Annotated in this window: 17 protein-coding genes; 8 read left to right on the plus strand and 9 right to left on the minus strand. The window is 64.6% G+C overall.

Going from position 1 to position 14,207, the window contains the following annotated elements; genetic code table 11:
• Window positions 1-9 precede the first annotated feature (9 nt).
• From ACFYRH_RS07965 to ACFYRH_RS07985, 5 genes are read right to left on the minus strand one after another with little or no spacing between them, the layout of a single operon-like run.
• Window positions 10-1,596, minus strand: a complete 1,587-nt coding sequence (locus ACFYRH_RS07965; RefSeq protein ID WP_387769881.1) for a replication initiator — start codon at window positions 1,594-1,596, stop codon at window positions 10-12.
• Window positions 1,593-1,793, minus strand: coding sequence for a hypothetical protein (locus tag ACFYRH_RS07970; RefSeq protein ID WP_387769884.1), 201 nt, complete (start codon window positions 1,791-1,793; stop codon window positions 1,593-1,595). The genes ACFYRH_RS07965 and ACFYRH_RS07970 overlap by 4 nt, the downstream gene beginning before the upstream one ends.
• Complete coding sequence (locus tag ACFYRH_RS07975) at window positions 1,790-2,179, minus strand: WhiB family transcriptional regulator (RefSeq protein ID WP_387769886.1); 390 nt, start codon at window positions 2,177-2,179, stop codon at window positions 1,790-1,792. The genes ACFYRH_RS07970 and ACFYRH_RS07975 overlap by 4 nt, the downstream gene beginning before the upstream one ends.
• Window positions 2,176-3,651 (minus strand): FtsK/SpoIIIE domain-containing protein, encoded by a 1,476-nt coding sequence (locus ACFYRH_RS07980; protein WP_387769889.1) that lies wholly within the window; start codon window positions 3,649-3,651, stop codon window positions 2,176-2,178. The genes ACFYRH_RS07975 and ACFYRH_RS07980 overlap by 4 nt, the downstream gene beginning before the upstream one ends.
• 15 nt (window positions 3,652-3,666) lie before the next feature.
• Entirely contained in the window at window positions 3,667-3,960 is a 294-nt protein-coding gene (locus tag ACFYRH_RS07985) for a hypothetical protein (protein WP_387769892.1), read from the minus strand.
• 254 nt (window positions 3,961-4,214) lie between these two features.
• On the opposite strand from ACFYRH_RS07985, the gene ACFYRH_RS07990 reads away from it, so the two are divergent.
• Together ACFYRH_RS07990 and ACFYRH_RS07995 are read left to right on the plus strand one after the other, a co-directional pair.
• On the plus strand, window positions 4,215-5,060 hold the full coding sequence (locus ACFYRH_RS07990; RefSeq protein ID WP_387769895.1) for a GntR family transcriptional regulator: 846 nt from the start codon (window positions 4,215-4,217) through the stop codon (window positions 5,058-5,060).
• Window positions 5,057-5,743: an HAD family hydrolase gene (locus tag ACFYRH_RS07995; protein ID WP_387769898.1), complete on the plus strand. Its 687-nt coding sequence runs from the start codon at window positions 5,057-5,059 to the stop codon at window positions 5,741-5,743. Before ACFYRH_RS07990 ends, ACFYRH_RS07995 begins: the two co-directional genes overlap by 4 nt.
• A gap of 361 nt (window positions 5,744-6,104) precedes the next feature.
• On the opposite strand, the gene ACFYRH_RS08000 is transcribed toward ACFYRH_RS07995, so the two are convergent.
• The 3 genes from ACFYRH_RS08000 to ACFYRH_RS08010 form a co-directional block, all read right to left on the minus strand.
• Window positions 6,105-6,539 (minus strand): hypothetical protein, encoded by a 435-nt coding sequence (locus ACFYRH_RS08000; RefSeq protein ID WP_387769901.1) that lies wholly within the window; start codon window positions 6,537-6,539, stop codon window positions 6,105-6,107.
• Window positions 6,532-7,656: a hypothetical protein gene (locus tag ACFYRH_RS08005; protein WP_387769904.1), complete on the minus strand. Its 1,125-nt coding sequence runs from the start codon at window positions 7,654-7,656 to the stop codon at window positions 6,532-6,534. The genes ACFYRH_RS08000 and ACFYRH_RS08005 overlap by 8 nt, the downstream gene beginning before the upstream one ends.
• Window positions 7,657-8,009: 353 nt before the next feature.
• Window positions 8,010-8,399, minus strand: coding sequence for a tyrosine-type recombinase/integrase (locus tag ACFYRH_RS08010; RefSeq protein ID WP_387769907.1), 390 nt, complete (start codon window positions 8,397-8,399; stop codon window positions 8,010-8,012).
• A gap of 79 nt (window positions 8,400-8,478) precedes the next feature.
• Between ACFYRH_RS08010 and ACFYRH_RS08015 the strand changes: the two genes are divergently transcribed.
• Window positions 8,479-9,732, plus strand: coding sequence for a hypothetical protein (locus tag ACFYRH_RS08015; RefSeq protein WP_387769910.1), 1,254 nt, complete (start codon window positions 8,479-8,481; stop codon window positions 9,730-9,732).
• Between the two features lie 491 nt (window positions 9,733-10,223).
• Here the strand turns inward: ACFYRH_RS08015 and ACFYRH_RS08020 are convergent, their stop codons facing one another.
• Window positions 10,224-10,895 (minus strand): GNAT family N-acetyltransferase, encoded by a 672-nt coding sequence (locus tag ACFYRH_RS08020; protein WP_387769913.1) that lies wholly within the window; start codon window positions 10,893-10,895, stop codon window positions 10,224-10,226.
• A gap of 663 nt (window positions 10,896-11,558) precedes the next feature.
• Here ACFYRH_RS08020 and ACFYRH_RS08025 point away from each other — a divergent pair.
• The 5 genes from ACFYRH_RS08025 (at window position 11,559) to ACFYRH_RS08045 (ending at window position 13,903) form a co-directional block, all read left to right on the plus strand.
• Entirely contained in the window at window positions 11,559-11,753 is a 195-nt protein-coding gene (locus ACFYRH_RS08025; RefSeq protein WP_387769916.1) for a hypothetical protein, read from the plus strand.
• A gap of 5 nt (window positions 11,754-11,758) precedes the next feature.
• The gene (locus tag ACFYRH_RS08030) at window positions 11,759-12,277 is read left to right on the plus strand and encodes a DUF6879 family protein (RefSeq protein WP_387769919.1); all 519 of its coding nucleotides are present in this window, start codon (window positions 11,759-11,761) and stop codon (window positions 12,275-12,277) included.
• A complete protein-coding gene (locus tag ACFYRH_RS08035) occupies window positions 12,258-13,115 on the plus strand; it encodes a helix-turn-helix domain-containing protein (protein ID WP_387769922.1) in 858 nt (285 codons plus the stop codon). Before ACFYRH_RS08030 ends, ACFYRH_RS08035 begins: the two co-directional genes overlap by 20 nt.
• Window positions 13,116-13,292: 177 nt before the next feature.
• Window positions 13,293-13,514 carry a hypothetical protein gene (locus ACFYRH_RS08040; protein WP_387769925.1) on the plus strand — a complete coding sequence of 74 codons (222 nt, stop codon included), beginning with the start codon at window positions 13,293-13,295 and terminating at the stop codon, window positions 13,512-13,514.
• Window positions 13,511-13,903 carry a hypothetical protein gene (locus ACFYRH_RS08045; protein ID WP_387769928.1) on the plus strand — a complete coding sequence of 131 codons (393 nt, stop codon included), beginning with the start codon at window positions 13,511-13,513 and terminating at the stop codon, window positions 13,901-13,903. Before ACFYRH_RS08040 ends, ACFYRH_RS08045 begins: the two co-directional genes overlap by 4 nt.
• Window positions 13,904-14,207 lie beyond the last annotated feature (304 nt).

Genomic DNA, 14,207 nt, shown 5'->3' on the forward strand with positions numbered 1-14,207 from the left:
CTCCCCAGGTCATGCCGCCGAGTCGGCGGTGTCGTCGGTATCAGTTGCCGAACAGATGTCGGCGGGTGGTGCGTTGGCCGCGCGGTATTTGGCTTGCTCGTACTCGGTGCGCCAGCGGATGCGCTCGTTGATGCCGCGTGTGAGTACGCCGTGCCAGGTGGGTAGGTCGTCGTCGTTGGCGCGGTCGACGGGTGACCAGATGAAGCGGGGTGTGCCGTCCTCGAGCTGGGCGGTGGCGGCGTAGCGGTCGGTGTCGTGCATGTCGATGCCAGCGGCGGCGAGGGTTTGGCGGACGACTTCGGCGCGGTCGGCGCGGTGGTCGGTGAGGGTCTTGCCGGTCCACTGACGCGAGACCAGGACGCGGCGGCCACCGAGCCCGAGGTGATGCCGGTCGTGCGCTTTGGAGGGGCACCAGCCGGGACGCATACCGGGTTCTGCTCCGAGAGGCTGGACGCCGAAGCGGAGCCAGTTCGAGCAGGACGGTGAGCAGGGCAGCCAGCGGACCTCGCGGTGCAGCCGGTCGAGGTGCATGGCCTGCCGGGTGGTGATGGTGTCGTCGTCGCCGTAGGTGTCGGCGATGGACTTGGCGAGGTACTTGGTCAGGTAGCCGATCGCCTTGCCGACCTTGTCCTCGGCGTCGGCGATGATGCCTTGGTAGTCGAGCTGGGTGCCGAGCTTCACCACGTGGGCCGGGGTCGCGGCCGGGTCGTCGTCGAGCGCGTCGAGCGCTTGGTCCCAGGTCGGCAGCGGAGCCCCGGTGTGCGGGTCGGTGAAAGCGCCGGCCATTTCGTCCCAGCGCGGCAGGTCGTCGCCGACGTAGACCGGTTCGGAGCACTGCGGCCACCAGAGCTGGTGGTAGGTCGCGGCGGCAACGTCCTTGACGACCTGGCGCGGGATGACGCCCCGGACGGCGGCGTGCAGGTGGGGTGCGAGGCGGTGCTGTGCTTCGACGGTGGCGAAGTACTGGACCTTGTACCCGGCGCAGCGGCGCAGGTTCTGCCAGAACCGATCGACCAGCTTGGGGAAGTGCAGCGCGTCCATCGCGGCCCGGTGGTAGTCGTAGGACTCGGGGTCGCGGGGTGTGCCGTCCGGGCCGACCTTGCCGTACGAGGGCAGCGTCAGGGTGAGGAACATCGACGGCCGGTAGGTGCGTCCGTTCGGAGCGGTGAACGTCGAGCCCACGGTGCGGTTGTCCATCGGGATCCGGGGCAGGTCCGGAGCGTCCTGGCGGCGACGGGTCGAGCGAACGCGACGCGTCGGTTCCTCGGTCGGCTCGTCCTCGACCTGGTCCTCATCATCGACCGCGTCGGCATCGCCCAAGTCGTCGGAGTGCTCCGCGGCTTCACCCTCAACAGTCGGGATCTCGTCGTCGCGGTGCCAGCCCTCGCGGCACTGCTGCATCCGGAGCTTGCGGGCACGCTCGGCGCACGGCGGGCATTGTCGCTCCTGAGTCGACCCGCACGGAATCGGCACGACCGACTGCTCACCCGTGGTCGTGTCAGTCATCCGGGACAGCACCGGGCGGACGCAGACGCCGTTGCGGACCGCCAGGTCGTGCAGCACGTCGGGCGCGACCTGGCCAAGCGTCGACATCATTGGGGACCATCTCCTCGGCGTGGCTGGTCTCGTCCACCGGCCCACGGGATCCGCGCCAGGAGGTAGACGCGGACACCCGCAGAGCCCTTGTTGGGGTACACGCGGCCTGTGCCGGACAGGTCGAACACCACGCCCAGGACCTTGAGCATGACCTCGATCTCCTCGGGGTCACCGGAGACGCGGAGTCGGACCGTCATGACGCCTGCCTCCAGAGGAATTCGGGGAGCAGGGTCGCGCCGTCGAGTGCATCGACCACGTCCGCGCCGTCGACCAGGTCCCGAACGAGTACGTCGCGTTGCAACTCAGTCGCGCCGCCCCAGACGCCGTACTCCTCGCCGGTCGACAGGGCGTAGGCGAGGCAGGAGCGGCGAACCGGGCAGAAGCCGCACCGATCGATCGCAGCCGCCTTGCGAGCGGGCTCGGTCTCCTCGGGGAACCAGGTGTCGTCGGCAACGGATCGGCATGCACCCATCGACTGCCAGCCGGGCAGGACATGAGCCGCCAGGTCGGCGCGCAGCTCGTTGGTCAGCTCGGGTACGTCGAAGACGAGCTCGATCTGTCCGGGGATCTGCGGGCGGGTCATGCCGCCACCTCCTCGACCGGCCGCAGGGACGACGGCTCGCGGTCCTTGCCGGTCGCGTCAGGTGCGTACAGCTCGACCAGCTCGGCCACGTCATCGTCGGAGTGGAACGGGAAGCGGACCCGGACCGGTTCGGCCTCACCATCGATCCCGACGTAGCCGACGCCCGGCAGAGCCTCCGGGATCTCGTCGCAGCGAGCACCACGAGCCCGAGCCCCCTCGGCGAGCACCAGGCCGACCTGTGCAGCCTCAGCGAGGCGGAGCGCGAGCCGAGTCGGGAACAGGTCGCGGAACGGCAGCACCTCCTTGCGCGGGTCCTGAAGCGCACCGACGACGGTGACACCGGCAGCGCGGCCCTGCGACAGCAGCAGCGACAACGCGGCGGCAATCCGGCGCTTGAGATCCCGATCGGTCACGTAGGCGGTTAGGGAGGCCAGCTCGTCGACGACCAGGACGATGAACGGCTCATCGGTCGTCGGCTTGTGGAGTCGCGAGAAGCCGCGCATCTTGGCCTGCCTCGCACGCATCCGTTCCACGGCCTCGTCCAGGACCTCAGCGAACGCCGACTCCCAACCGATCGTGTCGTCACCGCCGTAACAGAACTTCGCGAACAACCGCCGCCCAGCGGCCAACTCCATCCCGCCCTTGGGGTCAAGCGCCCACACCTGCACCAGCCCGGAGCGGATGCCGGGACCGAGCGCGGCGATGATCGACCACAACACCGAGCCCTTGCCCGCGCCGGTCGCACCCGCGATCAGCAGGTGCGTCCCGAGCAGCCGCAGCCGGTACATCAGCCCGTCCTCGCGCAGCGCCACAGTCAGCCCCTTGAAGTCGACCGAATCGGCCGGCGCAATTGGCGGGACCAGCTTGGTGAGCGGGTCGTCGACCAGGAACCAGAGCACGATCTGACGCCGGTTGCGCTTGTGCGACCGAACCCGGCAGTCCACCGCGCCGAAGGTCTTCGCCAGCCGCTCGGCCAGCTCGGCGTAATCGGTCAAGATCTGACCCGGCAGCAACCGCACCGTGACCAGGTCGACGCGGCCGGTCGAGCGGACCTTGACGATGCGCGGCACATACACCGCGTCATTCAGCTTGGACGTCAGCTTGAGGGTGGTCATGGTTGGTTGCCACAGGCCCCGATACACCGCCAGCCGTCGCCACCACCCACGCGCCCGCCAGACAATCCGCTGCGCGAACGACTCCGGCCAGCGCCACCACCACACGGCCCCGAGCAGGACCACAGCAGCCGCAGCAGTAGCGATCCGCCACGGTCCGTAGACGCTCCAGGCCTTCCACGCCAGCAGCCCAGCGAGAACGGTTCCGGTCGTGCGGGGGTGCCTGACCAGCACGGCCGGAAGCCGCACCAGCCAGGACAGGAACACCCACAGCAGCCACCACCGCAGGCGGATCGCGATGCCCGGAGTCTTGAAGCGGAGAGGTCCTTCCTTGACCTCGGTCCCCCGGATGCTGAACACGTCTCGTCACCCGCCCTACGCCGCAGGCTTGTTCTGGCCGGGCGCGTTCTTCGGAGCCCGGACCGCCATGGCCCGGAACGACCACGCCAGGCGCGGACGGCCGTTGGAGTCGGACACGTACGGCGTGGCGGTCATGCCTTCGAACTCGACCGGCGTGAACGGCAGACCGTTCGACGGCGGCAACACCGGCTGCTGCTTCGACAGGATCTTGATCGAGAGCTGCCGGTCGGCCTTCCGCGCCTCCGGGTCGCCGTCCATCACGTCGACCGACCACACGTTCAGGCCCGAGTCCTCATCGACCGAGTACACCGGCCGGTCCTTCGTCGAGCGATCGAAGTCACGAACCTGCGTGACCTCCGAAACGGGCGTACACGCCGTACGGGAAGACCTCACCGAACTGGATGTTGATCTTGCGGGGCATCGCCATGTCTCTGTCCTCCGAATGATCGCCCTAGGCTGACTAGCCAGGATGGAATATGGCTAAGGTACCCAGGCTGGCTAGCCAGGTCAAGGATTCGGACTAGAAATTCCTAGGCTGGCTAGCCAGGTACTACGCTGGAGGCATGGAGCTAGACCCGAACGACCCGCGACCGCCGTACAAGCAGGTGGCGAACTCCCTGCGCGCCGGGATCCTGACGCACCGGTTCAACGCCGGGGAGAAGCTGCCGTCCCAGCAGGAGCTGGCGACCCGGTACGGCGTCGCTCGGATGACCATCCAGCAGGCGCTGAAGCTCCTCCGCGATGAGGGTCTGATCGTGTCCAGGGTCGGCAGCGGCGTCTACGTCCGCGACCGGGCCGACCAGGCCGTGGGTCTCCGCCCGCACATCGAGCAGGCCTTCGAGAAGACCCGCGTCACGATCGACTTCGCGGGCCTGACCGGTGAGACGTTGCTCGGTGCACTAGAGGAACCCATCGAGCGCATCCGGCGCGGCCGACTGACGCCGGAGTCGGTGACGATTCGGCTCATGCTGTCGGACATGTCCCAGCCAGTCGCGGTCCCCTCGCGCGCCGGTTCCGAGCCGGGGGATGACCCCGCAGTGCGCGAGCGAGTGGCCAAGATCGCCAGCCGGTCGGCCGGGGAGATCTTGGAAGCGGTCCGCGAGCTCGGCGAGCTCGGCCTGGTCCAGAAGGTCGACGTGTCCGCGCGGGTCATCCCGCTGCCGATGATGTTCAAGCTGTACCTCCTGAACGACGAGGAGGTCTTCTTCGGCTTCTACCCGGTCGTCGAGCGAGAGGTCGAGATCAGCGGCAAGAGCGTGCCGATCTTCGACGCCGTCGGCAAGGACACCGTCTTGTTCCACCACTCTGTCAGTGACGACGACCGAGCCACCGGCTCGCAGTACGTCGACCAGGCGCGGAACTGGTTCGACAGCCTCTGGGGAACGATCGCTCGGACCTACGAGCCGTGACCGCCGACGCGCTGGCCGCCATCCTGCGCCGCAGCCCCGTCATCCTGCTCGACTTCGACGGACCGGTCTGTTCGGTCTTCGCCGGATACCCGGCACCGCAGATCACTGACGAGCTGCGCGCCCTGGCGCTCGACGAGGTGGGAGAACTTCCGCCGGCTATGTCCGCGATCACCAGCCCACACGAGTTCTTGAGCGCCTCGGCTGAGGTCTCACCCGAGCTGGCCCGGCACATCGAGGCAGCGCTCCAGACCGCCGAGATCAAGGCCGTTGAGAGCGCGACGCCTACTCCCGGTGTGGACGACTTCCTGACCGCTTGCCGGGAGGCTGGCCGACAGGTCGCGATCGTCAGCAACAACACCGGCGCATCGGTCCGCGCCTACCTCGACCGTGTCGGCCTGGCCGACCTGGTCCAGCACATCGAGGCTCGCGACCCATCCGACCCCGGCCTCATGAAGCCCAGCCCGCACCTGATCGAGCGAGCCGCCCTGGCCCTCGGGGTGGAGCCCGACGCCTGCACCCTGATCGGTGACCAGCCCACCGACGTACAGGCCGCCCACGCGATCGGAGCCGCGAGCATCGGCTACGCCAACAAGCCCGGCAAGGCCGACGACCTGGCGGCTGCTGGAGCCGATGCCGTCATCGTCCGGATCGACGAGCTGACCGAGGCGATCCGCGCCAACTAGGCCGGTCGGCATCCGTTCCGCGGAGCGCTCTGCCGATTTGGGCTCTTATGGATCAAGGGCGCGCCTTCGGCGCGCGGCCCCGGCTGCGGGCGGCGCTGGGGCGCCGTCCTCGCCGGAGCCCAGCAGCAGGACGCTTCTGGCCCATGCGATCCCAACCGCCACGAGCTGCCGTCACGGGTGTCTGATCGTGGGTTGCCCCGTCCCCCTGGCCGCTCGATCGTACGGCCACCACGGCACGCATCAAGAGCGCCTACGGCGTCCCTACGGGATCGGCAAGCCGACTCTTGACCCGCGCCGCGCTGACCTTGGTTGGCAGCTATCAGGGGGACGGGGCAGGTGTGGCGGCAGTGCTAGCAGACGCTTAAGGATGCACGCGACCTGTGTTCGTTGCGGCGTCACGCAGCTTAGTCGCAGCGCGCTTCTTCAGACCTGAGCCTGCCCCCCGAAAATCGACGTAGGCATGCCCTTTCGGACAGGGATCAGGGCGTTCGGGGGACTCACAGTCGTAGACCGCTCGGAGCCCAGTCCCCGCGACCTCGTCGACCGTCACGCACCACACGCCGGATGATTGCAGGCCAAGGTCCTCAGTAAACTCGCGAAAGTGCTCCTCGGCCGTGACCAGGGCAGCCATCGCGCTTGAGAGCTTGCCCTCATCTTTCTTTGTCGGGGTGAATGCCTGTGTCGTCATCTGGTCGCCGTCGAAGAAGGCAGGGTTCACGTTGCGCCAGAGCTTTTCGTCTCCAACGTCTAACAGAAGCTCACCTTCGAGCAATTCAGGTTGATCTACCTCAGGCATTCATTCCCCCACGAATGAAATCGAGCAGTGTGTCGACATCGTCTGGTGCGCATTCAATTTCTTCTTCCGCATCGCTTCCGCGAGCGAACCAAAAGCCACGGGCATTCGATCGTGGCGTTTCCGGAAATTCGATTTCGATTTCGACGTTGTCCAGAGCCCATTCAAGCTGAATGCCGCCATCTGGAGTCGGGAAGATTCCAGGACGCTTTATGTTGTCATCAACACAGGCTAGGAGGAGCTGCTCGGCCGCGTCTAGAGCGTCTGGGCTGGGAGGCGGCGTACCGTCATGCAGCCAGCTCGATCGGAGCTGAGAGAGCTCCTCGATCCGCTTTGCCCACTCAATCGGTAACGCTGCCTCGACGTTCAACACTTCGGAGATTGCGAGGATCTCGCCGTTCTGGGACTGATCGGCGACTACCGCAAGCGACGCCATTGGGGCCCGTTCGGCGTAGCCTTGGAAATCTCTGAGGTCATCCCATGTTGCAGGGTCGGAGAAGGTCCCGATAATCCTCCGACCCGTGCCAGCCTGTACGAAGTCGAATTGCTGCGGGGACGACCGCAAGCCGGTTATCTGTCCCTGCAATACCAGCTCGACTTCGAGGTGATCAAGGCTCGCGAGTGTTTGAATTTTCCTTCGAGCGGCAACGTTGAACCGTGCTGGCTGCTTGTTCTGCTCATCCCAAAATTCGATGACTTCGTCATCGCGGAGGCCCCTGCCAAATGCTGCGAAGTCTTTCAGGCAGTCGACAGGGAAATCAGGATCCAATCGACCGATCGGTGAGTCCAGTGTACGAAGCGCGCTGTTTATCAACTGGCGTGCGGATTCGTAGTAATCTGGAATTTCAGCGAAGTCGTCAGTCGAGGTATTGTCCCGTTCCAAAACCGGAATAACGCTGCCTGATTCGATCGCCGTCAGCCGCAGTACAACAGAGGTTGTGAAACCTCTGGGTGCGCGCTTGCGGTGACGGTGGTCGCGCATGAACAGCGACCGTGCCAAACGGCCAACCAGTCGTTCGTACCGTCGCAACTCCTCGGCACTAGCGAGGGGTAAGCCAGGTCGCTCGTATCGGCCACCACTCATGTGGATGACCCCGAAGCGGGCTTCATTTGACGACATGCACGAACTATAGCCAGTACAGCCCGCGGGGAGAGAGAGCACAAAGCCCTAGATCCGGACCGAGATAGCGGCAGGTTGGTACGGCTGTAGTGCGGGCGAGCGGTGCCCCCATGGTGCCCCCGACCTACCGAGGGTAGCCGTCAACTGCCCTCACCAGCTTGGTGCGCTCCCTACTCGGAGTAGAGCCATGTTGGGCGGTTGGGGCTCACAGCAACGGACTCGTAATGAGAAGGTCGTCGGTTCGATTCCGACAGGCGGCTCCACCAGAAGTACGCGCTGACCTGCGCAAACCCGGTTCGACACGGGACCGGGCAGCCAGCCCGGTTGCAGTTCCAGTTGCAGTTCGGTCATCCTCACGGCGTACCGCCCCAGAGAGCGCGGCCCATCTGCTGGGCGGCGTCGGCCGCCATCGGTGACGCAACGTGTGTGTATCGCTGCGTCAGTCGGATGTCCGAGTGATCGAGGATCTCCTGCACGATCCGAACGTGTACGCCGAGCTCAATCAGCACCGTTGCCGCTGTGTGTCGTCCATCATGCACGCGGGCGTCTCGGACGTCGGCCACTGCGAGAAGGTCTTTCCAGTCGTCCCAGTCCTTGCGCGGGTCAATCGGTCGTCCGTCCGGCCTCAATCCGCTACCGCCTGTGTGGTCGGAAGAGTACACATCGTGAACAGCTTCTGGCATAGTCAACCGATCGCACATGCAGGCGATGTACTGCCACGCACGTCTGAGGCCAGACGTCATGCATGGTCAGTCTGGACAGTCGCTGGCCTCATCTCGTGATGGCTGTGGGGCTGGCGAAGGTACACGTCAGGGAGAGCTGATGAGGCATCAAGTGTCGAAACCTAGATCGATCCTGGGGAATGTCCGGGAGATCAGATCGTCAGCAATAGAACTCGTCGTCCTGGCTATCCTTCTTGCACTCGGGATCAATCTGATCTCATCGACAATCTTCGAGGCCGCGGGCGCTACTTTAGGCGCAATCCTTGGTGGGGCGCTCGCTCTCGGGGCGGCAGCATTCGCTGCATACCGGAGGCTCAAATCCAGAACCGTCTGCCATGAAGTAATTGCAGTCTTCGCCACAACGCGTGGACTCAAGTATGGCGAATCATCCGAGGGGATGGAGACAAAACTTACTCCAATCCCCATACCTGACTATCGGTTCGGTCGAGAGTTCGCAGACGGAATGCTAGCCCTCTTCGCGGAGAATCCAGCGTTTGAGCGTCAATGGAACAGCGAGCCTGTCGATAAGCCACCCCACGACCATTCAAATCGGAACAGAACTGGCGGACCTCAGTTGGTCCGCGAGATGGCAGAATACGTTGTTCTGGACACGCTCAGCACGCATCTGACCGACTACTTTAATCATGAGTCCTTCGATCCCGATCTATTGGAGGAGTTCTCTCGTGATGATGTTCCACAAGTTGTCTTGCGAAACCGAGTTCTCGAGTTGTTTTCTCGGGATTTTAAAGATCGCCCGGGATTCCAGGCGCAGGAAGAGGAGAAGTCATCTGGCGGGGGTCAAATAGTTTCCATGTATGGCGATGGCGGACAGTACTTTAATATGTTCGAGCTAACATTGCCGAAGGGAAGTTCGATCGAGCGATCCCCTGATGGAGCCTTGGTCATACGGAATCAGAGCGTTACCCTCGCTATCCGGGTGGGATTTCGCGGATTCGCGACATTCATCGACCGCGAATTCTCCCATCTATACATCGGCATCCCTCGCGGTATCCGCGATAGTGGATGGAGAGTTGAGATCCAGTTTGAGGCCTCAGTCCGGCGAGGATTCGTGGCCTATGGGCGCAATCTTGCCTATCACGAGTGGCTGGATTCATTTCTTGAACATGCAAGTAATAGACTCGACTTTGAAAAGTTTCAGGAAGACATCGATTGGCGCGTCACGCGAGCCATGCTCCGGTGCCTCAATGTGACCCGACCGCGTAAGCCCTCGGAGGGTCGCAAAGGCTTCTCGATTATGAGAACCACCCTTTCGAGCGCGGGTGACCTGCCTGAGCGCAGTACGCCGCCCGCCTCACCACCAAAGGGCGACGCGGGCCAACCAGACGATTCCTGACAAGTTTCTCTACGTCTTCAAGACGGGCCCCTCCAGGGCCCGAAAGCGCGCCGCCACCACAGGGCGGGACGCCTGCCTCCCGCTCCGCTTCGCTGCGCTCCCGGCGCGTCCCTTGGCTTGGCGCGCACGTGCCAACAGAGTGCCGGGTCGAAGACAGCAGAACTCGCCACCAACGATCCGACACCCTGTCTGTGGCTGGCCTCCGAAACGGCCGGCTACCCGTCGTCGCCGGTTGCTCCCGTCTGCTGGGTGGGCTCCCGCATCGCCCCGACAGCAATCATGGAAAGGGATCGGCACGGCACGGCACGCGTCAAGGCAAGTCGCTTCGCTCCACTCGCAAGCTCGACCTCGACCCGTTCCGCACCGCACCTAAGGGCGGCAGCTATCGGGGCGATGCGGGAGGTCTGTCCGTTCGTTCCGGTTGACACGTAAGCGTCAGTCCGTTTCGTCGCCGGACCGACGCTCCGGGTCCTGCTCCGATCGCGTCCCCATCACGCTCGTTCGTCTGGCTCGCGCATCGTCCATTCGAGCGGCAGCGCCGCGAACCACATCACGTCGATGCGCTCGCCCTGCCACACGCCGTGTGCGCGCATCGTTCCCTCGTGCACGAAGCCCGCTCGGCGGGCCACAGCAGCTGACGCTTCATTGTCCGCCTCGACCGTCAAGAAGGCGCGAGCTGCGCCGAGCTCGAACAACCACCGTGTGAGCAGAACTACCGCCCGAGTCGCGTACCCGCGCCCTCGCGCGCTCGGCCCGATCCAGTAGCCGAACTGCGCTACATCTTCCTTCGACCAGTCATCGACGCCGCAGCAGCCGACCAGGCCACCAGAGGCTGCGTCGGTGATCGCGAATGCAACACCAGATGGCGGCTCCCCCGCGCCGAACGCCTGCCACCTCGACGCGAACTCGTCGATGATCGCTTCAGCGTCCACGCTCGAGAGCGGCGGAGCCGGCCGTCCGAGTCGATCGTGGGCCCCGTTGTAGCGTCGGATCGCTGGATCGGCGAATGCTTGGGCTATGAACCCGGCGTCATCTCTCGACCACGGCCGGAGAGTGACCACACCATCCGAGAGCGACACCACCGGAATGTCGGCATCCGCTCTGCGCACGTCTTTCGGCTCCTTTCGTTCCGGTTTGACCCTGCACATGTCGAACCCGGACATTACCCCGAGCCTTCTGTGGGGCTCATCGCCGCCAATCTCGGGTTCGCGTCGACGACATTGACTCGTACGTGTCAATCGTGCTTGTGGATAACCGGCGCCAGCCGTTTGCGATGAGGGCCAGAGTGGGGGACAGGTCCGGCGAGGCCAACGCTCCAGACCCTGGCCCGAGCCACAGAAAGCAGCGGGAGGCAAGGAGTCGGCAGGCCACCGGACCGCCCAAGACTCAGTTGCAGTCTGGGTTGCAGTACGCCGCCGTTCGGGAGCGTTCATCCAAGGCCAATCGCCTTGTAAATAAGGCAATGCGAACCATAGCGAACAGACGCGAACGATGGTCAGCAGCACTCGTAATGAGAAGGTCGTCGGTTCGATTCCGACAGGCGGCTCCACTCCGGTAGACGGAGAAAACCCCAGGTCAGGGCCTACATGACCTGGGGTTCTGCATGTCCTGACCGCATCGTGGTGCGAGTTTGCTAACGCCCTTGCCAACTGGGCACTAGCGCGGAGGCCTGGGGCCCTTCGGCCTCGTATGGCTCGGTCCTCAGCGAGCAATCATCTGAGCCTGGCAATCCAAGCAACTTCACGCAACATCGCTGACAGGCAACAATGGGTAACCCCAGACTCGACAGAGCAAGCTAACGCAACGACGGAAGCAGGGGACACACCATGAAGCTCACCTTGGTAGCAGGCGACCCAGAGTCACACCCGACCAACTCGCCGACGCTCTACAAGACCGACCGGGGGAGCTGGGTCGTGCAGGGTTGGGTCGTTGACGACCCGGATGCACTCGCGACGCTGAACCTCCCGGAGGGTGAGACCGCCGTCGAGATCCCGGACCGCATGATCCAGTTCTTCAAGTAGGACCCGTGGAAGAGATCACCAACGACGATTTCCAAGAGCTGCTGAAGACGTTCAAACGCAGCTCGATTCACCTGGAGACTCGCGACGCCTACGGCACCGAGGTTGAGTTGCCGTACATGGCGAAGTGGGCCGCAGGCGAACCGGACGACCTCGAATGGCTCCAGGACTGGTGTGCCACGGTGCGGAGACACGTCTCAGCCGGGCGGACGATCAAGCGCGCCCGCATCGTGTCCGAACCGATCAGTGACTACCAGCGTTGGACGCTGTCGATCGCGAAGCCGATCGTAGAGGCCGGCGAGGACGAGCGGTTCATCCCGCGGAGGCTCGTTTCCGAACTCTGCTTCCCCGGTAATGACTACTACGTGCTCGATGACGAACGGGTGGTCTTCCTGCACTACTCGGGTGCCGGACTGAACAACGCACTGACGACCACCACCAACCCGGCCACGGTCGAGATGTGCCGCAAGGCCTTCGACCAGGTGTGGCCGTTGGCGATCCCGTTCAGTGAGTACAAACCCGAATAGCGCAGCTCGGAAGGTACAAGAAGCTCTCGGGCTACGCCTTCGGAACCTGCGCAAAGATGCCGGACTGACTGGTCGCGAGCTAGCAGCCGCGACCGGTTGGCATTTCACGCGCATCAGCAAGCTGGAACACGGCACCCAGGCACCCACGGATCAGGACATCCGGATCTGGTGCCAGATGTGCGGCGCCGAGGACCAGGCGGCGGACCTGATCGCGCAGGCTCGGGCGATCGAGTCCATGTACGTCGAGTTCCGTCGACGTGCGCGGTCCGGCGTGAAGCAGCTCATGCTCGCCTTCCAGCAGACGTACGAGCGTGCCGAGCAATTCAGGATTTACGAGCACAGCGTGATTCCCGGTCTGTTCCAAACCGCCGACTACGTACGGGCCATGCTGTCGTTCTGGGCGCGCTTCCTCAACACCGACAGCGACATTGACGAGGCTGTCGCCGCACGGCTACAACGCCAATCCATCATCTACGAGAGCAAGCGGAGATTCGCCGTCATTCTGGAGGAGAACGCCCTCCGCACGTGGTTCGGAAACGCCGACACCATGGCCGGCCAACTCGACCGCCTGCTCACGGTCATGACGCTACCTAACGTTGCCCTCGGCATCGTGCCGGCGATGATCGAACGTGAGGCCGTCAGTACCACGGGCTTTTGGATCTTCGATGACAAGCTCGTCGCCTTGGAGACACCCTCGGCAAGCATCGAGGTAACTCAGCCGCAGGAGATCGCGCTCTACGAGAACATGTTCAATATGCTCCGACGCTCAGCCCTCTACGGCCCCGAGGCACGCGCCCTGGTCGTCCGCGTGCAACGTCAGCTTGCTCGAAGCAACTAGCAGCAACAACCTAGTTTGGGTACTCGCCGCCGCCATACGGTCACACCACGGTCAGGGCGGTGGGTGAGCCCGAGCTCGGCGTAAGGACGGTACGCAGTTCCCCTTCCCTGTCGCCCTGGCCGATCCAAGCGGCGGTCCCTGGCGAACGCGTCCAGGTGACCTCGGACGATTGGCACGGTGTTGATCGAGTCTGCACAGGCCAGCGAGCCGAACGACGTTGGCGACAAGGTCGCCGCGGTGAAGCGGATCGTGGACAACTGGCACATGTCCCCGGAGCAGCGGCTACGGGAGATCCGCGCGGTGCTGTATCCCCGTGTCGAGCGGCAGCCGGTACCGACCATCGACCGGGGTTGGCCCCTGCTTCGACCATCGAAGTACGTGCCGGAGACGCGGTCGTGACCGAGCACGACTCGGCGGTGGCACCGCTCCACGCCGGACAGCTTGGTCTCGGCAGCCTGCATGCCATCGAGTGGGCCAAGGGCTGGCAGTACGCCCACACGCATCGAGCCGCCGATGAGGAATGGGCCGAGCGAGATCTACCCCCGGACGGCCCCGGCTGGGTCCGCAACAAGTACGCCGGCACCGAGGGCTACGAGCGGCGCACACGTGTCCAGGTCTCGTACTGGATGCGGTCCCGACCGGGCATGGTTCCGTGGGATCAGCCGTGGTGCGGACCGCGTGGCCCGCTCCATGACATGACGCCGAGCCAGTGGCGCGAGCACATCCGGCAGCTGAGCCGAGCCTCCGAGGGACCGACCGATGCCAGTCCAACCATGCGTGTCTCGTGACGCCCTTGCCGGATTGACCTCTTATGAATCAACGCGCGCCTTCGGCGTGCGCGTGCGGCCTCCGGCCGTTCACCGCCGCGCCCGCTCTCGGTGTCTTTCTGGAGAGCCAAGACATCGCCTCCGGCGGGGCCTCACGACTCCGGGATGACGGGGCCGATTTTGGCCGGCTGTTCGGAGTGGGGCCGGGGTGCGTCTTCCCGCCTGCCGCTCAGCCCAGTCAGGACCGATCAGGAGCCACCGGAGGGGCCAAGATCGTTCGTCCGGTAGGGCGCTCCACCTTGGCCCCTCCGGCGACTCCTGATCG

Source organism: Kribbella sp. NPDC004875 (assembly GCF_042873375.1).
GTDB lineage: Bacteria > Actinomycetota > Actinomycetes > Propionibacteriales > Kribbellaceae > Kribbella.